This is a genomic window from Flavobacterium sp. LM4, from assembly GCF_002017935.1.
GTDB classification, from domain to species: Bacteria; Bacteroidota; Bacteroidia; order Flavobacteriales; family Flavobacteriaceae; genus Flavobacterium; species Flavobacterium chungangense.
Map to the genome: position 1 here is coordinate 594,550 of NZ_MUFW01000002.1, position 20,250 is coordinate 614,799.

Here is a 20,250-nt window from a genome sequence, read left to right on the forward strand (position 1 = left end):
TTAAATAGTTATTAGAAAAACCTAATGGAGATATACTGTCACTATTTTAAATATCTTATTCAAAATATAAATGTTTAGATATTCTACTTCCAAAATAATTTTTATCGTATAAAATTAAATATTTACAGCAAACCCATCACACGTATAAATACCTGATTTTAAATATATTAAAAAGAGAAGAAGATGAATTTAAAACCTCAAACTTCAATAACTTATAAAAAGAATTTAAGAGTTTTTAGCGTTTCAGAATTAGAACCGCTTACTGGAAGATTTGAAAGTTTCAATGCTTTAGATTAAGATAAATTTACTTTTAACTGTGTCTTCAATTTTATTTAGCAGATCTATTTTTGTTCTGGATTTGAAAAGTGTACACCTTCAAAATATACTCAAACCTCAGATTTTTAAAAACCATTCTCAAAAAGAAAAAAAGCAAAGCAAGATATTGGACACAGCCAGAGAAGTGCGCATAACGGCTTTTTCTCGTTCCTCAAAAAAAGCCGCCCTTCGGGACTTATAGCAATTCAACTGTCTGATTGTCCAATTTTAAGACTGCTTTCTTTTTGTCCTTTTTCTTTTTTTTTAAATATCTATTTAATTTTAACTATTCAAGGCTATCATGGCCAAAATATGGTCATGATAGTCGTGATTAAAATATTCTATTTAATTTAGTATTTACCTTTTATAAATATTAAAGATTGCAACGTTCCTGCAATCGGCAAGTTGTGTTTTGAGGCACTCGAAATTCGATTAGTGCCTCAAAACAACTTGCCCTTACAGAGGGTAGAAAAAAACTCCAAAGTCGTTTTTTAATTATTTATTATTTACCATTCAACACTTTTTCAATGTCCGAATATTTGTAATACATAAGACCGCCAATTTTAGTATACGCGAGCGTGCCATTAATCCGTAAATTTTGCAAAGTGCCAGCAGAAATATTCAGCAATTTTCGGACTTCATAAGATTTTAACCATTGCTTTGCTTGTTGAGATTGAGGTTGAATGAGTTGTTTTAAATCATTCAACAGAAGATTTCTGAATTCGTTTAAATCTTCACGAGTGATAAGATAGACCATCATAACTATGTGATTTTGAAATTGTTACACTACAAAACTATACAGCTTAAAACATTCGCAAACCCTGACAGCCCACGAAAATCAATAATAAATGGTGGCCCTTACCAACCTGTTTACGAACCATTTTTTATATGATTTGAAGAAACTGTCAGCTAAATAAGTTTTCTGCTTGTTTTTAATTAAAAAAAGATTCAAGAGCAGATTTTTCTTTGCTATTTTTAATGAATTCTGTAGTATTATCAATGAATCCTTCTTGCAGATATTTATTTTCTTTTTCCATTTGGATAATAAATAAGCAGAGGAAATCCATTAAAAAATAATTTTTTAATAGATCTTTTTGAAGTTTAACTAAACTAAACCCTTTTGGTCTGTTTTTATTTATATCCTCAGCTTCCTTTCTTGTTTTATTATAAATAAACTGAATTATTTCTCTAAAACCCATAGGTGTGTTATCAAATTCTATTTCATCTTTTTCATGATCAACTTCAATTAAATATCTTGTAAATGTAATTTTATTAAGATTACTAGTTGGTAAATCAAATATTTCACTAAACTCCTTTCCAATATCGGAGTTAATAAATTCCATTTGACGGATCCAATTTCTCATTTTTAATTGTTGCAAAGGATTTACTTTTTCACTAGATTTTCTAATGTCATTTATATTGTCTAAATCTTTTTCAATAATATTGTCTAAGCTTAAATCTTGACCATTTTTTTCATTTTTAAAATCTAAATAAGGAGAGTAATAAAAAGTAGTAAATATTCCTGAAAATATTTCATGTTCAAAATCAAATTTGACGTTAGTATTAGTTTGTACTAAAACTTTATCACTGTCTTCAAATATTAAAACAAAACGATAACCATAACTTTTATTAATAATTTCAGTCACTAAATCTAGCAGTGAGCTTTTTCCTGCTCCATTTTTACCTACAATGGCTGACAATGATAGAATGGCTCCTTCGCTATAAAAATTGTGAATATAAAGTTCGTTATCAGTTTTAGATATTATTCCATCTTTTAAACTATAAATAAATCTTCCCCAAGATTAATTATTTGTGCTTCATCAAATAAAAAATGTTCTTCTATGTAAATGATAATTAATTTAGTTTATATTATTTTTAGCTTTAATTTCTTTTTAAATATCTGTGCTGTTCATCTTTTAATATCAATAGCTTTTTCTATATAAACTTACCAAAATGTATCTATTTTATCTTTAAGCTCAGTTAGGTTACTTATAGAATATTCAACTTGTTTTGATGCTTTAATTTTTTTCCCCCACCAATCTGTTTCAAGTTCTTGTTTACGAGCCATTTCAGTTAGAGAAAAACAATATTGTTTCAAGTTGTTGGCAACAATATTAATTTCAGACGCTATATCCCCAATATATTCTTGCGAATAGCTTTTTATTGTAAGTGGATTTTCAATTGATAGTTCAAAGTCTTGTAAAACAGTATTTAAAAATAGTTCCAGCTTATTGATAATGTCATATCCCGCCATAGTTTTTTTGCCTTCAATAATATCTCTAATTGAAGCGTCCGAGACCCCGATTTTCTTACTAAATTGAACCGATTCTCTATATCCTACAATTTTTGATAATCCTTCTCTAATTCTAGATGTTTTCAGCGTTCTATCATTTTGAATTGCTAAGTAAATTCTACTTATCTCATCACTTGGAGGAATTGAGTACATATAATTGTCCCAACTTTCGAGGGGAATACCAACTCTAAACGCTAATAGTTGTCGTTCATTAATTTGCTTCTTAACATCCCTCCAACGAGTTTTTATTTGTTTGTCTGTAAGTTGTTCCATTTTAATATTCCTTAATACGTAAGTTGAAGAATTGAAATTATATCTAAAGTAATTTGATAAATAATCCTAATTACAGTCCCTCATTTTTGGCAGTTTTCCAAAACTGTCTTAATGTTATGATCTTAGGTTCATTTAAATTAATTAAGCCTAAACCAGAATCCAATTTTCGAATTTCAGCTTCTAATTTAAATTTACTCTTTGGGGTACCTACGTAAGACTCTATCATTTTGTAGTCTTTATTTTGAACATTCAAACAAATAGGAAGCTTAACTTGGGATGCAAAATCAAAATCCTTAGTTTTATAATCTTCTACTCCTTGGGAAAGCATTACTACAATAACTCCTTTTGATCTTAGTAATCTTAATAATTCTTCCAATGCTTTTCTAGCGTTTTTATTTTTTAAGTAAACATGCGCTTCATCAACTACGATAACATATCTCAAAGGAATTATATCATTTATAGGCTCAACATCATTTGTGGAACTAAAATAGGTGCTAAAATAACGAAGCAATAAAAACACTAATAATTGCCTCAAAACATCAGATAAGTTTGGAGGCAAATTTAAGTATAGGCTTTTCTTTAAAACATCGTCATGATCAGTGTTAAAAAGGTTTTCTGTTAGATTTTGTATTGCAGAATATAAGGAATCAGGTTTTATTTTATTTACTTCATAATATTCTTCAAGATTTTGAAATAACTCGCTAATTGTTGGATATTCTCCTTTTTTATCATCAAGAAGGTCTCTTAATATGGTTTTTAAATTGTTTTTTTGCACAACTCCAATTCCAGGAACAAAAGTTGCAATCGTGTCTACAAATGCATTTATACTAAAGGGTCTTTCCCTTTCATCTAAGCTAATAGAAGAAAAAGGATTAAATTTAATACCACCATCTTTTACAATATCAATAAATTCACAATTTGTTGCGTTTAGAAAAGTTTTTAATTGCTCAGGATTTCCTTCTCCCTTATAATCAAAGAATATGAATTTCAATTGATTATTAGAGTTTTTAGAAATTTGATATAAAATATCTTTTATTAGTTGGGTTTTTCCTGAACCTGCCATTCCTGCAATAGCAATATTTCTATTATCAAATTCTTTTAGGTCATTTATTTTTATTACAACGTCAGATCCATCTTCATCATTTCCAATTACAAATGATATAGCTTCTTTATATTCAAAACTGGAAATTAATTTAGAAGTACTGTTGATCTTAACAAGATTTCTTCTTAAATCCAAATTACCTTTGATATTTTTCATTAAAAAATCAATGTGATTTCCATTAGAAATAGAATTACTATCTAATTCTTTTACCCAAATATTTAAACCTTCTTCTAGATGAAATTTAATTAATTTGATAAAATCATTTTCAGATAATATACTTTGATAGTGCTGATCCATTAAGGTTTTATAGATTAAATAATTATCTGCCCCCTCGATTATTTTGCCGAAAAAATTACTTGTAGGAGTATATTCTCTCCCATTAATTGGCAAGTTTTCTAAACTCAGATCAAAATGAGATCCTTTATTTAAACTAAAAGATATAGCTATTCTTGCTGTAATTGTATCTCTTTTGAAACCATAAATATTAGTAATTCTATCTAGTAAATCCGTACTATCATTATCAATCTTAAATCTAATCATTATTATAAACTTTTAAAATAACCACGTTTAACATTTGTTTTTGTGCCATCATTTTCTAATAAATAAGCTTTAGAAACACTATGCTCGATATCTTTAAAACGTCGAGGCGTTATTTCATTATTTGTTGAAAGTATAACAACTTGTTCTGATAAATCTGGATAATAATAAAGTAAAATATTTTTAATATGCTCATCATCTAATCTTCCTAAAGGGGTATCAATAAATATGGGCAAACTTTGTACAGATTCTTTCAAAATTGCTTTTATTAAACAAGAAATATAAATTTGCTTTTCTCCGGAACTTAAAACTTCTTTTTTAATTTCATTATCATTTGAGTCAAATAAAGTGATTTTCATTCCTGAGTTATCGGGAAGAATACCTACAGAGACATCTGAAATGAACTTAGCATTTACTACATCATTTTGTAATTTATGTAAGAGGCTTTTCAATTCGGAAAGTATATTTTTTTCTAAACTTTCTTTTTTTTCTTTTTTCTGTAATTCCACAAATGATTGTAATACACTTATAAATTCTCGGGTTTTATCAAATTTAGTTTTATTAATTTGAGTAATAACAACCTTTTGAATTAAGCTTTGGAACTCTTGATTCAATCGGATATTATCTTTTTTTAGTTTATCAATATTTGCTTTATAAGTTCCAATATTTTGATCCTTTTCACTCAATAATCTTTCTGATTTTTCTTTTTCAATCATTTTTTCTATGATGTAATCGTCAACTAAATCAGAGTCTATCTTACTAATGGTTTGATTTATTTCATTTAACTCGATTTTATTAATGTTATAAGCATCAATCGTGTTTTCAAAAACTTCTTTCGATTGAAGATTTACAGCATTGATTGAACTATTTACTAAACTTTTTTCATAGTTATTAAGGTCATGTTCAAAATCCAATTCGAAATATTCAATTTTATCATCAAAAAGTTCCGTACTTAATTTTTGTGCTTTGTCATAGTAAAACATTTTATCCTTTAATGTCAGAGAACTATTAATAGGTTCAGGAGCTTGATTAAAAAGTTTTTCTATGAATTGATCAATTTTAGATAAGACTTCTGAGGTTGAATTTTTTGCCTTTTGATTTTCTTCTTGCAGTATTAAATGTTCATTAACTTCTTCAAGTTTGCCAGCTAGCATAACTAATGGAATTAATTCACTTAATTCATTAAAAGCTAATTCTAAATCACTCACTTTATTTTCTAATTCTTCTTTTCTTTTTAAATATGATGCTCTATCGAATTGTACTACATTATCCTTACTGTTTTGGTTAATAAAGTTTTCATATTCTTTAATTTTATATTTTATTTCGGAAATCTCTTTAACCAATTCAGCAATATTTTCGTCAATTTTATTGATGTCATTTTGATTGAGTTCAATAGCTTTTTCTCTGTCAATTATTTGATCTTGAATGTTTTTTGTTGCTCCTTCCTTCCTTAAACTATATGAGTAAAAATCTAAATCTTGAATTAAATCTTCATATATATCTAATCCTAAAATTTTTCCTAAAGCATCATTTAAAACTGCATATCCAAACAGCTCAACGAATACTTACCCTATCAATTACAAAATAAAAGAAAGAAGAGACAGATAAAAGGTTTGTGAGCTCATTAAACTCTTAATTGTTTTAAGAATACATTTATTCATAAAAACAATTGTACGATTTGTAGTATTTTTATCGCTAGCCAAACTATTCAAAAGAATAATGTTTCACCAAATTCCATAGAATGAGAATACTAAAAAATAAGTCCCTTTCAATTATTTTATATGTACCTTTTAGTTGCTACAGTATTATCAATTGCTTTATTAATTGATAATCATCAAAAAACTGTCGCTCTGGAAAAAGAACTAATTCGAATTAATAGAAAATTTTATTTAAATGAAGTTACTTTCCAAAAAGACAAGAAAAATTTCTTGACATAAAAAATAAACACAAGAAAGAAACGGACAGTTTAATAAACAATTATTAAAATTGATTTATGCTGAAGAAATACATTTATGTAAAACAATTTAATTCTTACAAATTTTTCTTGTGAAGCTTTTCATATATTAGCCTCCATTTTTGTCTATCATTGTTAACGACAACAGTAAAAAACACCTCCGATTTTTACCCTTCTTTCAGCATAATTGTAATAAAAATACAACATTAAAACCACTAACTTTTAACATTCTGCACTTTATAAAAAGCAACTTTTATTTTATCAAATAAATATTATAAGATTTTATTGTAAACTCAAAGCATAAATTAATAATTAAAAAATTTACATTATGTCGTTTTTAACATCATTAACAATAGCTGATTGCTAAAGTTTTATAAAATCCTCCCATTTTATTTAATAATAAAAAATGGATGTTTTTCTTCTTATAAAACGGGTGATAAAAACAAAAATGCCATTAAACATTTACTGTTTAATGGCATCTATTAATCTGGAATTACTAAAACCATCTCAACAGTAATATTGAGACGGTTTATTTTTCACCTAAAATTATTAATGTTTTTATACTTATAAGTAAACTCGTTCGCTTGTTTATCTCCTGGTAGATTGTATTTCATTACTATTTCATAATTCCCATATCGCATAAATAGGAAATTAGAGTTTACAAAACGTTTTGCAACCGACTCAACACTGGTATCTCCATTAACATAGGCATTAATTATCTGATTATCCAAATCAATCCAATCTTGTTTGTAAAGCAAAGGCATATTGTACTTAAACGGAAAATTACCCTTTGTCCATGACTGGTTTACGTTATTTTCTATACTCGTCATATAATATGCGCTGAGCGGTATTGCTTTAGCAGGAATCACTCCTAATTCATTTGTATCCCTGTTGCTTATGGCATAACTGCCATTTAAAGGATAATCTTTATACAAATACGGAAAAATATCTGCTGTATAATATTCATCATTTAGTTTAGATTGTGCGCTAATCATCGGTTTATTATCACTATAATCTACACCTTGCAGGTCAACAATATCAAATGCCTCCTGGCTCGAGATAGTATTGGTTAAGTAGATAACGTCTGAATACAAAACGCCAAAATTATAACTTTGAGTACTTATCGAATTCATTTTAGAATTGAATGTTTTGTACTTACTGGTATTAAACGAGTACGATAAACGCTCGATACTTCCTTCTGCTTTGGATAATGCATCAGCCTGGTTTTCTATTACTTGTATGTCATTACCTTCCTCACTAATTGTATTTGTTTTTGTCGCAGATGGAGCATTTACAGATGGAGTTTGTTTCAAACTACTGACTATTGAAAAATTATATTTCTTGTCCTGATCCATATTAGGCAAATCATAATATACTTCATTTGAACTGGTACTATAATTAAAAGCTGCAGCTCTTGAATTAGAAGTTCCTTCCTGGTCTACCTTGATACTTGTTTCCCAGCTTCCATCTTCAAACAGATAATCCTGACCGCGTTTAAGCTGAATATAACCCTTTGGGTATTCTTCTTCCAGGAAATATTTTTGGTCTACAACCGGATACGAATATTTAATATTGGTAAGAGGAATATTATTTGGAGCCCCACCCGTTGTAAATAATCTCTCTTCAAGTTCTGTGGCTATTTTTCCATCTACTTTTATAGGCTCAAAAACACCATTAATCATTTTTTGGAAACTAACCTCAACCTGAACTTTAAGCTCTTTGTTTGGAGGCAGAATATCTGCTGAAACAAAATTAGCCCTGTCTTTCATAGAACTCCACTCCAGAATTCCCGGAATTTCTTTTGTTCCATCCAAAACTTTAAATTTTTCTAATATTACTTTATAGGTAACATCACCAGCATCTTCCGGAATCACAAAAGCTTCATTAACTTTTGTTGAAAATGTGGCCTGTGGTACAGCAAATACATCCACATCTGTAGCACTTTGCTTTGGGGTTACATCTGTAATAAGTTTGATACCACCTAATGGAGAAGGATTTTCAAACTGACATTCCTCTCCAAGTTCAAATTTAAAACGGAATTTCCCTTTAATCAATCCTCCCAAAATATTCATATTTCCACCCACGTAACCACGCATCCAAACGGGGTTTGGTAATTTTGCCTGTAATAAAACGGCAGCGCCTCCTGAAATAATTGGAATTTTAAATCTCAAAAATGATAATTTAACTCTGATACCTAACTCTCCTTGCAGGTAAGCATACGATTGTCCGTTAGCATACCAGCCATTTATACCTACCCGATCCCCTGTATTAGAGCATCTGGCTTGCTGATAATCTTTGAGCATAATATCAAACCCCATTCCCGCCTGAAAACGGGCATAAAAAAGCAGGAAGCTTAAATCTCCTGTATCAAAATCCAGACTAGCCCCAAATGCGAGACCTCCTCCATTTGCCAATGCATTTTCATCTCGCATATAATCCAGTTCTTTGGCATCAACACCCAAAATTTGTGCAACAATAGGTGGCGGTGGCGGACTTCCCGGAAGCACTGTTCCTGCCATAAAATAACTTGTCGTTTTTAAGTACATTCCTGCTATACCTATTTTGACCCCACATCTGTCATCCGGAGTTCCCATATACATGTACCAATCTTCTGGGTCTTTATGGAAAACGCCCCAAACTGCCCTTCCTCCCTCTCCTATTCCCGAAAGAAAATTTCCTGGCGTATTGATGTACACGTCTGTTGTAGCATGCATCGAATGATTTTGAAAATCAAATTCTATTGCCGCTGCCATTTTTATACCTACCTGAGCTGATAAATCTCCAGGAATTGATTCTTTTGCTGCGGGAATATATTTGCTGGCAAAAGATCCCGTTAGATCTTTATCGGTTACCCCCATAAAACTTGTCTTTGCAGTAACATTTGAAGCCACTTTCCCCATTAGGTCTGTAACATTTTTAAGCCCTGGTATTGAAGCCAGAACATTTGCTTTTCCAAAAATAGCCAATCTGTTTATACCTCCTCTTGAGTTAAAAGCAATTTCAAAACCAGCCTCACCGTCACAAACACTTTCTGAACCAATGCTAAAATAAATCAGGGCTTTGATTCCTAGGCTTATTTTTTCATCGGGAGTATAACTTAATCCTGACGGTGAGAAATCACCAATGGCTATGTCCGGATTTCGATGCATCTTATAATACGCCCCTCCGCCAAAACCATTAATCATAAAAGGCGCCGGAGTTGGCGGCCATTTTACAGCGGCATCAAAATACCAATATCTAAAAGTTGTTTTACCAAAAATAGCTTTTGCCTGTACATTAACCACACCGGCAACATCCACTTCAAGTTCTGCACTAAATCCATTTCCATATACTGGGTCTTTTTCCATTAAGATAAGACCTCCTTTAATGGTTAATCCACTAAATTTACAGTCAATATTAATGGCGGAAAGATCTAAACCATCATATCGGCTTCGCTGCCTATGGCCGTCATCATACATTTTACCTTTTATCCCAATTCGGGCCGTTGCTCCGGCTCCAACCGAAGTTTCCATTAGGTTAATTCCTAAATCAAAATCAATCCGGGAATCATTTTCGTTAATAGCAACATTTATATTACCGATCGAAACTGGGAAATTACCAAAGGAAACCGTGCCTTTATAGCCCATATTTCGAACAGAAATAATAGGTGAAACGGTTTGCAATTGCAGGTTTTCAAAAGAAATCCCTTTAAAATCAATTGTTTTCTTTCCTTCTACTTCCTTATCGTCAGATGCCCCTTTGTTGGTTCCAAATGAAACGGTTCCGTTTAAATTTGCCTTGGGTAAAAATTTGCCATTTACTAATTTTAATTCAACAGAACTGTTAGGCAATAGTAAAGCCTTTGCTTTCCAGAGATCAAAAGCTATGGTATCTTTTGTAACTACAATTAACTGCTGCTCCTGCATGGATATAAATCCATTGTAAGCCAAACCTGCCCTGTTAGTTTTAGCCGGTTTATCGGCTGCAGTCTCTTTTTTCTCTTGTGGTGCTTTGCTTATTGGCAAAAGAATCTGACCGTTTAAATTTGCTTTTACAAAGGTATTGGCAGCAATCGTTACATCGATATGATCTAAGGAATAGGCCCATGATTTTTCCTGACTGGTTATTCCCCTATCCAGCGGGAATACATTATCTGCATAAAAAGTTCCAGAAACCCCGTATTTATCTATAATAAGGTTTTGTGCGCCTACATGAAGTCTTTCTTTACTTGATGCAGTATCCGTAGTTTGAAATTCTTTTGGAAGACCTACATCAAAAGTCTGAATAAATACTCCTTTCCATGCTTGCGTACTTGGTGTTAAAAGAGCATTTTTTGCATAATATTCCGGAAAAACAACTGTTGGGTCATTTTTTAAATCACTTAAATCCAATACTGCGTTACTGACCAGAAACTGAAAATTACCATCAAAATCTTTTCCGTTTCGTTTGTCTTTCAATACAAAAGGCTGCATGCTTACATCAACTAGAATATCATTCCAGCTACTTGCCATAAAGCTAAACTCTCCTCTAACCCTATTGGGTATCTGAACTGTTTTTCCGTTGTAATATGTTTTAGGAACTGTTGTTTTTGCTTCGTCTACAGTTTTAGTTACCGGATCAATTGGCAATATCAGGTTTCTTGAAAATTCAACAGCTCCTGAAATCTTCATTTCTTTAAAACCATCGCAGTCAATTGTTACATAAGTTAAATCATTGACATTTCCGGTAGCCATATCAAAACCGCCATATAATGATACCTGCCATTTGTTATCACTAAACGGAATGTCAACATTGCCCAATAAGACTAATTTGGCTTCTCCCATAATGCCTCCCTGATGCGATAATTTTACATTATCAGCACCAAAGAACAACTGCATTGGTTGTCCGTCTTTGTCCTTTTGCGGAATATCAACCCTGCAAAAAACAGTCAATGTGGTATACTCGGGTGAAAAAACAGCTTTCGTAATTCCAATAGAATATTGAACATTATTTACCGTATTACGAATTCCGATTGGCAACTCTACCAAATCCTGATTCGAAAATTTATCTACCCATCGTTCAGAAGCTTCGATCTTTTCTATAGCACTTGAAGCTGCCCCTAGTTCTTTTGGAGGTGCAATATCCTGCCCATAAGAAAAAGCAACCGAAAACATGAGAAATAAAACCGATAAATGTATTTTTACAACCTTTTTCATAAGCAGATAATCCTGTTTTTTTGTAAAATAAAGCATAGTAACTTTTTTAATATTTTAGCCAAATTTTTTTGAAACGATCCTTGTAATGTTATTTTAAAGGGTCGTCTTTTTGTGATCCTTAATTATTCTGTAAATATTTAAATTCAACTTGATCATCTTTAACATTTTTAATGGCTAAATCATGATAAAACGGAATTAGTTTGATTTTTAATTCTTCTATTACTTGTGTATCCGGTTTTTTATCTTTCATCATTTTAAAGAAATGACTCAACTCTTGTTTATTAAAATTGGAAAGATTTTCGTTTTTATCCATTTCTTCTACAGCAGTATTCGCAAGTATCAAAATCTCATTAAGCATCCATCGATGAATTAATAAAGGCTGTAGCTTTTTATTTTTTCGTTCGACCAATTTTAAATAAGAATTATAACTTATTTTATCGGTTACATCTTGTTCATTTACGCCATACATCTTATGTTTATTCACTCTTCCAAGAGCCATAACATAATCATTTTCAACACCTTCATCTTTTCGGATCATCTCTTCTTCCAAACTTTTTACAGTTTCAAGGATGTATTTGTTATATCTGTTTAAGATGTCATTATTTAAGTCATACTCTTTTAAATAATTTAAAGTCTTTTCTTTAAAAGTTTCATTATCAGGAGTCAGAGTAGCAAGTATCAGCAAATGTTGCAATTCATCAGAATCTTCCTTTGGCATTGGTCGTAATCCCCGTTGAAGGTCCTGCAACTGTTTTATGATTTCATTTCTGGTTCCTTCATGGGTCTTTTCTTTGTATTTTATTTTTAGAACAGGATCTGAAACAATTTTCGTTTCTTTTTTAGGCTCTTTTTTGGCTGGCAATTTTATTTTATCAAGCGAGTAAGAATAATTTAATGTAGCAGTCAAATCATTGTATTTCTTAGCATTAGAACTGCTTCGAAACATTGAAATTATACTCATATTAAAATTATGTTGTCCAAGCAGGACATAACTATTGTTAAACTTAACGCCAAACACAGAACTCGAATTCGTATTTCCCTGAGAATTATTATAAAGAAGTCCAAAATTAGTATTTAACTTGTCTTTGAATAATTTCTTAGAGGCTCCAACTGAAGCCCCAACTGAAGAATTACTGTTTTGTGCTACCTCATTACTGGTGTAATTAAGGGAGCTGTTCAGGGCAATTTTCATATCTATAAAATTTACCGAATGTGCCAAATTATAATTCTGAACGGTACTTGCCTGACCTTTTCGTATGACGCCGCCTTGTTCATTGGCCTGACCGGCAATGCTATAGTTAAAATTTAAATTTTGATTCCTCTTTTGTCCAAAAGCATACGACATATTCACATTGGCATTCTGAGACAATTGTCTGTAATCTAATGTATCAGACTGCACAACATTTGGATTGTTTATAAGCTCGAACTGGTCTAATTTTTTATTCGTATAAGTAGAAAAATTCGAATAACTGCCCGTAATATTAAGTTGGTCTGTTACTCTGTAATTCATATTTATTGAACCAACGACCCGCTTAGTATCCTGTTTTTTTGCTTTTGCCAAATCATCTCTCTGATATCCTAAACTGGTCGATACCGTGATTTTATCCTGATAAAAAGGACGTGCAAACCTCAATGCAATATTTTCTAAATCGTTATTAAAATATAATGCTCCCAATGTGTTGTAATTAGGATCGATACGTTCATAGGTTATTCCTACAGTACTCTTTTGAATATTATAATCAAAATTAACATTAACTGCATTCATAAAACTGGTACTTTCTTTGCTGGAAAATAACTTATCCCTGAAATTACCTCCTGAAATATTTTTGCTTCGAACATCATCCGTTAAAACAGATAAAGCATACTCTACATTTAAATTTAAATTTTTTATCAATGATGTGCTAAAAATCAGACTGTTTACAAAGTTTTCTTTTGGCGTTACTCCTTTATCATTAGTTATGTTTAGTGAGTTAACATCGTCTTTGGCGTAAAAACCAATCCAGCCAATTTTATATTGTGGCTGCTCAAAACCTATTTTTGCTCCATAACCAAAACGCTGGTATACCGGAATTCCTCCTGATGCATTTTCCTCTGATACTGCTTTTAACAACTGTCCTCCCATTAAAGTTATTTTAAACGGGCTTCTTGGAGTAAGTTCCAGGCCAACTCCCTTAAACGGAAAACCACTTAAGGTATAAGGTGAAAAAGTCATACTCACATTGCCTATATATGCTTTTACCCATTTGTATTTTGGCATAATACTTAATCTGTTAAAATCAAATGGGGCTGTGTAGCCTAAATTATTTCCCTGATTGGTAATACTGTAAAATAACGGAACGCTAAAATTAAAAGCACTAATATTTAAATTTCCTGACAGCAAATAAGTAAACTGCTCACTAGCATTTTGCATATTAGAGGTATAGTACATTGTATTTGCATTCACATTACCTGTAACTTTGAAATTTGGTTTATAAAAATTCTCTAAATCTACATCCTGAGCATATCCTTTCCTGCAAATACAACAGGCAAAAACAATACATAACCAAAACAAGATTTTCTTATTCTCTCTCTTCATTTATTGGTTATTGTTTTTGTACTTTGATATCGCATAAAATATAAGAACTTGTTCCGTTCTTTACCATATCCTTAATTTTGATGGCTCCTTTTCTTCCGTCTTGTGTTTTGAATAAAATAATCCTTGGATAAGTAAAGCCAAATTCCTGTGCACCTGCCGCACTGTAACTTATATTTAAAGATTTTATCGGGGTATCATTTACCATTGCATCAAACTGTGTTTCGGTAAAATTCAAACCACAGTTGCACAAATTTTGAGAGTTTATAAAAATGGTGCTTTGTGCATTTTGTAATGCTAAAAATCCATAATTGTTTGCCTGGTCCGGCGATATAAATCTGTTATAGGTAAAATTGCCATTTAGCCCCTGAAAAACAATATCTATTAAACTGCTGTTCTGATCGTTAATTTCATCTGCTTTATAAACCTGTCTGGTTACTGTTGAGAACATGGCACCAATATTATTATTGTTATGTGCCGAATTTATTCCCAATTTAATATTGGTTAAAGTACGCAAATTGGTATCTGTCAAAACTGCAATGGTCGATTTATAAATCTGGCTTGTTTTATCGTTAAAGACTTCCAATGTAACTTCATGACTGCCCGCACTTGTAAAAACAACTGTCGGATTTTCTTCTGTTGAAGTAGCCGGGTTTCCTCCTTCAAAAGTCCATTTATAATTTGTGGCACTAATCGATTTATTAGTAAAATTAATCGTTACAGGAGCCTCGTAATCATCATCTTCAAACTTTGGTTCATACGAAAATAAGCTTACTAAAGAAGATGCAACAGTTACCGTTTGAGTTTGTTTTTCTGATTCAAAACCATTAGAAACGGTCAGTGTTATAGTGTGATCACCAGGGGTTGTAAATACAACATTTGGAGGTGTTTTGCCTGTAAAAGTGGCAGGTACACCACCCTGAAAATCCCATGTAAAAGTTAATCCCTCTCCAATGGTCGTATTTTTTAAAACAACCTCAACGGGTGAATAATTGCTTTTGATTATTTCATGGGTAAATTCAATATTAATACCTTCTTTAATGATTACGGTTTTACTGAATTCATTACTTTCTCCATCTACATTTGTAGCTATTAATTTAATGGTATAGGTCCCTTGTTTACTGTACACTATTTCGCCCGGATTTTTTTGTGATGAAGTAGCCGGATTGCCTCCTTCAAATGTCCATTCATATTGATCTGCACCGGTAATTTTATTGTCTATTTTAATTCGTACGGGTATTGATTCGTCATTATTGACGTACGAAGTCGTAAAATCACCCTCTATGGCTATAGCGGTTTCCTGATAACAAGAAGTAATAACAATAAATAACAGGAAGAGTAATGTTTTTTTCATTCAGTTTATTTTAAAACCACTACAGCTTTTTTTTGGGTTGTAGTGGTTTTTTTTATTATTTAACCTTTTTAATCTTAAGGATTATAAATAGCGTTTGATTATTTTATTTGCTGAAATAGCCCAAACAACATTATCTTTATATGCAATAATTTTAATGGGCTGATCGTGCGTATAGTCAAGAGTCCATGTAGTTCCACCATCTACAGTTTTGTAAATTTTATTTTCCAAAATTGCCCAACCTCTATTGGCATCTTTAAAAGCGAATTTTGTAAATTTTTCAGCATTGTAAATTTGTGTCCAATAATCTCCTCCATTTGTTGTTTTGAACAACTTAACATCTAATAAGGTATTATAGTAGTGATTTACTAAAAGAAAACCTGTTTCTGAATCAACAAAGCAAATCTCTCTAGCAAAATATCCATTGGCTTCTTTAATAAAAGGATATTCTTTCCAACCATCTGTTGTATTATTTTTGAACAAAATAAAAGGTCTGTTACCTGTAAAACCATTTACATCTTTTATACTTTTATAACCAATTGCCCAGATATGATTATTATCAATTTTGGTAGAATTAAAAAGATTTATTTGTTCTGCCTCTACTTGATATTCTTTTGTAAAATCATTCCCATTTGACGTAGTTAATACTAAACCTTTTTGGGACACTATTGTTCCATTTTGCATATTGTCTTCTACGAAAACTGTATAATAAGTATTTCCTTTTGTTGACTCAAATGGGGCTGTTGCATCTACTCCAGCAGAAACTTTCCAAAGTCCATAACTACTAACATCAGCAGACCAACCGTCACCGCTTGTTGTCACATGAAATCCGCTAAAGACTTTGTTAGACCATGATTTCCAGGTAATCCCGCCATCTAGAGTTTTCCCACCATTTAGATACATAACCTTGTTATTAATAATTTGTAAATATAAAGCACCATCTCCTAGATTTAATGGGGTTTGCTGTACTAACCATGCAGTTAATGAACGAGTCGGCAGAATACCAATATTCCCTTCATAATCATTTTTAACTTCGTTACTTACGGTTCTATTCTCTATTGTAAGCTCCAATTTTGGTAATACTTTCTCCGTTTGAGGTAATGTAAACTTAATTTCAGTAGCTGAAGCCGAAACAATTGTTGCTGCAACACCATCAAAAGTTATTTTGATATCACTTAATTTGTCCGAAAAATTTTCACCATAAATACTTACCGTTTCTCCGGTTTCGCCTGAATTTTTTGAATAGGATGTTATTTTAGCTGTCTTTATTACAACGACTGGTGGTTCCGGAGTTGGCTCCGTATCATTTCCTGAATCCGAACTACAACTATTCAAGGTTAAAAAAAGCTGCAACACGGCTACGAATAAAATTCTGTTTTTCATTTTCTGTTTTTCATTTTTAACTCAATCTATTTTTCATCTATAATGTTTGACTGCTTAAACTGTAGCCGTTTCCAACAAGTACACGTACAATATTCATCGCGGTAATATCTTTACTCATTTTATATCCTATAGGATTTCCTCGATTGTCAAAAGTTGCTTTTAAAACTTTTTTATCCCATGTAATCAGTTCTTGATTTAAAAATTTATCATATCCTGAAACCATAGCTGCTTTTGCAAACCAGGTTGCTATTAATCGATTGTCTAGATCTAAAACTTCATATTTCAGCTCTCCATTATTCGATGGTGACGTCATCTTGATATAACCTATTCTTTTATCATTTGGGTCTTCATTTTTTGCTTTTATGCTATAGATAACACCATTATCATCGATTGCTAACTGATAGGTATCAGCCAGACGACTTGCCTTATCGATATCACCCTGAACCCCTAAACGTTTTGCAGCAATACCCGTTGACTCTCCATTAATAAAACTTTCTATCGCATCTTTAATTAAACCGTCAGCAGTAAAATAACCTCTATCCATTAATTCATAGATGATACTTCTATCATAATTAAAGGCACTGAATTTTCTGCTTTTATTCTTAAAATCTAATTCGTTCGTTTTTCCTGTGGCTTCGTTTTTAATCTCTATCCACGGCAGTTTCATCGAATCTTCATTGGGAGCATTCTTTAATTCTGCTGTCACAGAAAAGCTTTTATCTAAACTATATATTTTAAAAACTGGTTTTTTTCCTTCCAGGTAACCAATTGTCTTTTCGTCAAGTTTTATTTCTCCTTTATCAATCTTGATTTTTTGTGCGAAAGCGCCAATTCCAATCAATATGGCTACTGCTGTTAAAACTATCCTTTTCATATTCATTTTATTTTGGGGTTATATTTTAGAACTGTCTTTTAGGACAGTTCTAAAATGTTTTATTTTCTTTTTAATTGAATATAAATTGACGTTTGTTATTGCCTAATGTAGGTAACTATAGTTACGTATTTATAAGCAATTCCATCTGAGGTATATTCTTCAATGAAAGTTGTGACAAGGGTATCTTTTGTTAATGTAAAAGAAAGTGAATCAATATCAGTATCACCACTGTATTTTAAAGATATAATATTGTCTTTTATAGTATAAGTCCCTGGATCCGTTGAAGAGAAATCATTCGAAGATACTTCGTAATCAGAAAATGTATTATCATTGTTAAATGTAAATATTTCATAGTTATTGGCATCTATACTATTACTTTCTTTTCCTTGAGAAACTCCGTCTTTAAATTCTTCACTTATACTCGAAGAAGTCTTCCAAGACCCCACAATTGATGGACTGTCATTATCATCTTTACTACAAGAGGTAAATAAAGTACCTACGACCACTAAGGCTGTTAAAAAAATGGTTTTCATTTTGTTCATGCTTAAAAAAATTTAGATTTGTTTTATGGTGTAATTTAGTTAAACCCACTAGAAGCCCACACCTTTACTTTTAGCGATTTTTTTTGTAGTACACTAAATTATACTACTCTATTTATGTTTCTATAATTGCTTCATTTTTGCTCTATAATTTAATCTTTTCAGAGTTCAATAAAACTTCTTCTTGTATTTGCACTGCCGGAATTGCAGTTAGGTGATTTGTTTTTCCTAAATTTTTACCCCAATCCGAGATATCATCAATATATACCCCATCTGTGCGAAGTCTCCCGACTTCGTACCCATTCCAATCTATTATAAAACTGTATGTGTTATTTATTTCAATGAACATATCTTATTTTATTTAGCATGAACTTAAATATGTAAACTTTTTTAGGACGAGAGAATATTTTTTATGTTGTATGCACTCAACATAATGTCTAAGTATATTTGTTCTTTTGAGCTTAGTTTTTCTGATAGGAATTGTATGTACGCCATTATTTTAATAGTTTTTTAAGTTCTTCTAATGAATTGGCAAAATCAATCCCACTAAATATTAATCACTTATTTCTGTTACTCTTTGCTTTTTTATAATTTTCACATTTATTATAATCTTCAAATTAAATTTCTTTTACATAATTTAAATTCATATCTAACATGTCAGCTAATAAATTTATATAATCAATTTCTGTTATTGATAAACTATATTTTACCCATGGAGCAGTATATTTATCATTAATTATTATGTATTTATTAAATCAATTAGATGTTCTCTATTAAAAATTTCTTCATTTAAATTTTCAACAGAACTAAGTTCTTCATGATTAGTTAATTTATTATGTAATAATGTTAATTGTTTTTTTAAGTTATTTTTTCCAAATAACTCAATCGAAAATTCTAAAAGTGATAAATTATGTTCAATGTTTGTTTTGAAAATGGGAGTGTATATATTATATGGTTCTCCCCAATCAAATTTCTTTTCTTCTATTTTACAAATTGGATTAGTTTCAAAATCAATATTTTCCATTTTAAAATTATTTTATGTTTTTAATTCCATCTACCTTCTTTTTAGATTTAACAAACTCTCCAACGTTACCTTCTACGATATCACCTAGTTCTGAGCTTGCATTCTTAGAAACAATAGATGAAGATATTCCTTGCTCTAATTGTTCTTCCCATTTAATTATGTTTCCGGAAGGATTAGTATATTTTATTTATTACTCTTAATTATTTAATTATACTTCATTTCCTCATCATCGTTAATATCATAAACAAAAAAATCTCTTTTGTAGAATTTATCTTTTTATAGAAATTGAAATTTGCAAATAGTTAATTAACCAATATCTGTAGTTTTAAATTTAATGATAAAAGAATCTACAAAGGATGTAATGTTTTGCTCATTGAAAATCAAGTTGTAGTTATATCCTTTTTTTAACCATACTTCAAAGAAAGCATTAATTTTTTTTGAAAATCATTAATGTTTTGTATTGAAAAATCGACTTTTTTTTGAAAATAAATCATGTAGATGAGTATTTGTCAATGCAATGCAATGTAATCCAAATAATCTTTAAACTTGATTTCAAAATCACTACAAGTCATTATGTTTTTATGATTGTCTGTGAATAGCTTTTTCATTATTAAGGCTTTTTAAATTTAAGTTCTACCCAATATATTTCAGAAGGTTTACTACCTCCTAAGTCTAAACATCCCAATCGCTTTTGTAAATCCATTTTTTTCTGCAATTTTGCCAGTAGGAGCGTTTAAAGCTGCTTCTTCAAATGTTTTTCCTTTATAAAGAAAATCATCAATGAAACTTTTTAAGTTTGTGGACATTCCTCCTTCATAACTATTACTTTGGCAACCATCTTCCTTCAATACCATTTATG

At 30.8% G+C, this 20,250-nt stretch carries 13 protein-coding genes; all 13 read right to left on the reverse strand.

Going from position 1 to position 20,250, the window contains the following annotated elements; all coding sequences use genetic code 11:
* Nucleotides 1-817: 817 nt before the first annotated feature.
* Nucleotides 818-1,075, reverse strand: coding sequence for a helix-turn-helix domain-containing protein (locus tag BXU10_RS16400; protein WP_078228518.1), 258 nt, complete (start codon nucleotides 1,073-1,075; stop codon nucleotides 818-820).
* A gap of 172 nt (nucleotides 1,076-1,247) precedes the next feature.
* Nucleotides 1,248-2,015 (reverse strand): ABC transporter ATP-binding protein, encoded by a 768-nt coding sequence (locus BXU10_RS16405; protein WP_078228520.1) that lies wholly within the window; start codon nucleotides 2,013-2,015, stop codon nucleotides 1,248-1,250.
* A 245-nt stretch (nucleotides 2,016-2,260) separates the two neighbouring features.
* On the reverse strand, nucleotides 2,261-2,881 hold the full coding sequence (locus BXU10_RS16410; protein ID WP_078228522.1) for a hypothetical protein: 621 nt from the start codon (nucleotides 2,879-2,881) through the stop codon (nucleotides 2,261-2,263).
* A 70-nt stretch (nucleotides 2,882-2,951) separates the two neighbouring features.
* Entirely contained in the window at nucleotides 2,952-4,523 is a 1,572-nt protein-coding gene (locus BXU10_RS16415; RefSeq protein ID WP_223255486.1) for a DndE family protein, read from the reverse strand.
* Nucleotides 4,524-4,525: 2 nt separating this feature from the next.
* Nucleotides 4,526-5,863 (reverse strand): hypothetical protein, encoded by a 1,338-nt coding sequence (locus tag BXU10_RS16420; RefSeq protein ID WP_078228524.1) that lies wholly within the window; start codon nucleotides 5,861-5,863, stop codon nucleotides 4,526-4,528.
* A gap of 1,147 nt (nucleotides 5,864-7,010) precedes the next feature.
* Complete coding sequence (locus BXU10_RS16425; RefSeq protein ID WP_223255487.1) at nucleotides 7,011-11,684, reverse strand: hypothetical protein; 4,674 nt, start codon at nucleotides 11,682-11,684, stop codon at nucleotides 7,011-7,013.
* 82 nt (nucleotides 11,685-11,766) lie between these two features.
* Nucleotides 11,767-14,223 carry a hypothetical protein gene (locus BXU10_RS16430; protein ID WP_189328106.1) on the reverse strand — a complete coding sequence of 819 codons (2,457 nt, stop codon included), beginning with the start codon at nucleotides 14,221-14,223 and terminating at the stop codon, nucleotides 11,767-11,769.
* Nucleotides 14,224-14,230: 7 nt separating this feature from the next.
* Entirely contained in the window at nucleotides 14,231-15,574 is a 1,344-nt protein-coding gene (locus BXU10_RS16435) for a PKD domain-containing protein (RefSeq protein WP_078228526.1), read from the reverse strand.
* Nucleotides 15,575-15,655: 81 nt separating this feature from the next.
* Complete coding sequence (locus BXU10_RS16440; RefSeq protein WP_078228528.1) at nucleotides 15,656-16,954, reverse strand: IPT/TIG domain-containing protein; 1,299 nt, start codon at nucleotides 16,952-16,954, stop codon at nucleotides 15,656-15,658.
* Between the two features lie 37 nt (nucleotides 16,955-16,991).
* Complete coding sequence (locus BXU10_RS16445; RefSeq protein ID WP_123922036.1) at nucleotides 16,992-17,828, reverse strand: hypothetical protein; 837 nt, start codon at nucleotides 17,826-17,828, stop codon at nucleotides 16,992-16,994.
* 95 nt (nucleotides 17,829-17,923) lie between these two features.
* Nucleotides 17,924-18,361: a lipocalin family protein gene (locus tag BXU10_RS16450; protein ID WP_189328107.1), complete on the reverse strand. Its 438-nt coding sequence runs from the start codon at nucleotides 18,359-18,361 to the stop codon at nucleotides 17,924-17,926.
* Between the two features lie 745 nt (nucleotides 18,362-19,106).
* Complete coding sequence (locus BXU10_RS16460) at nucleotides 19,107-19,391, reverse strand: hypothetical protein (RefSeq protein WP_078228536.1); 285 nt, start codon at nucleotides 19,389-19,391, stop codon at nucleotides 19,107-19,109.
* Nucleotides 19,392-20,050: 659 nt separating this feature from the next.
* Nucleotides 20,051-20,245, reverse strand: coding sequence for a hypothetical protein (locus BXU10_RS16465; RefSeq protein WP_078228538.1), 195 nt, complete (start codon nucleotides 20,243-20,245; stop codon nucleotides 20,051-20,053).
* Nucleotides 20,246-20,250: the final 5 nt, after the last annotated feature.

Coding starts and splice junctions, on each gene's coding strand:
- BXU10_RS16445 (WP_123922036.1), bottom strand. CDS start 17,828: ATGAAAAGGATAGTTTTAACAGCAGTAGCCATATTGATTGGAATTGGC.
- BXU10_RS16425 (WP_223255487.1), bottom strand. CDS start 11,684: ATGCTTTATTTTACAAAAAAACAGGATTATCTGCTTATGAAAAAGGTT.
- BXU10_RS16415 (WP_223255486.1), bottom strand. CDS start 4,523: ATGATTAGATTTAAGATTGATAATGATAGTACGGATTTACTAGATAGA.
- BXU10_RS16450 (WP_189328107.1), bottom strand. CDS start 18,361: ATGAAAACCATTTTTTTAACAGCCTTAGTGGTCGTAGGTACTTTATTT.
- BXU10_RS16400 (WP_078228518.1), bottom strand. CDS start 1,075: ATGATGGTCTATCTTATCACTCGTGAAGATTTAAACGAATTCAGAAAT.
- BXU10_RS16435 (WP_078228526.1), bottom strand. CDS start 15,574: ATGAAAAAAACATTACTCTTCCTGTTATTTATTGTTATTACTTCTTGT.
- BXU10_RS16460 (WP_078228536.1), bottom strand. CDS start 19,391: ATGGAAAATATTGATTTTGAAACTAATCCAATTTGTAAAATAGAAGAA.
- BXU10_RS16430 (WP_189328106.1), bottom strand. CDS start 14,223: ATGAAGAGAGAGAATAAGAAAATCTTGTTTTGGTTATGTATTGTTTTT.
- BXU10_RS16465 (WP_078228538.1), bottom strand. CDS start 20,245: ATGGTATTGAAGGAAGATGGTTGCCAAAGTAATAGTTATGAAGGAGGA.
- BXU10_RS16410 (WP_078228522.1), bottom strand. CDS start 2,881: ATGGAACAACTTACAGACAAACAAATAAAAACTCGTTGGAGGGATGTT.
- BXU10_RS16440 (WP_078228528.1), bottom strand. CDS start 16,954: ATGAAAAACAGAATTTTATTCGTAGCCGTGTTGCAGCTTTTTTTAACC.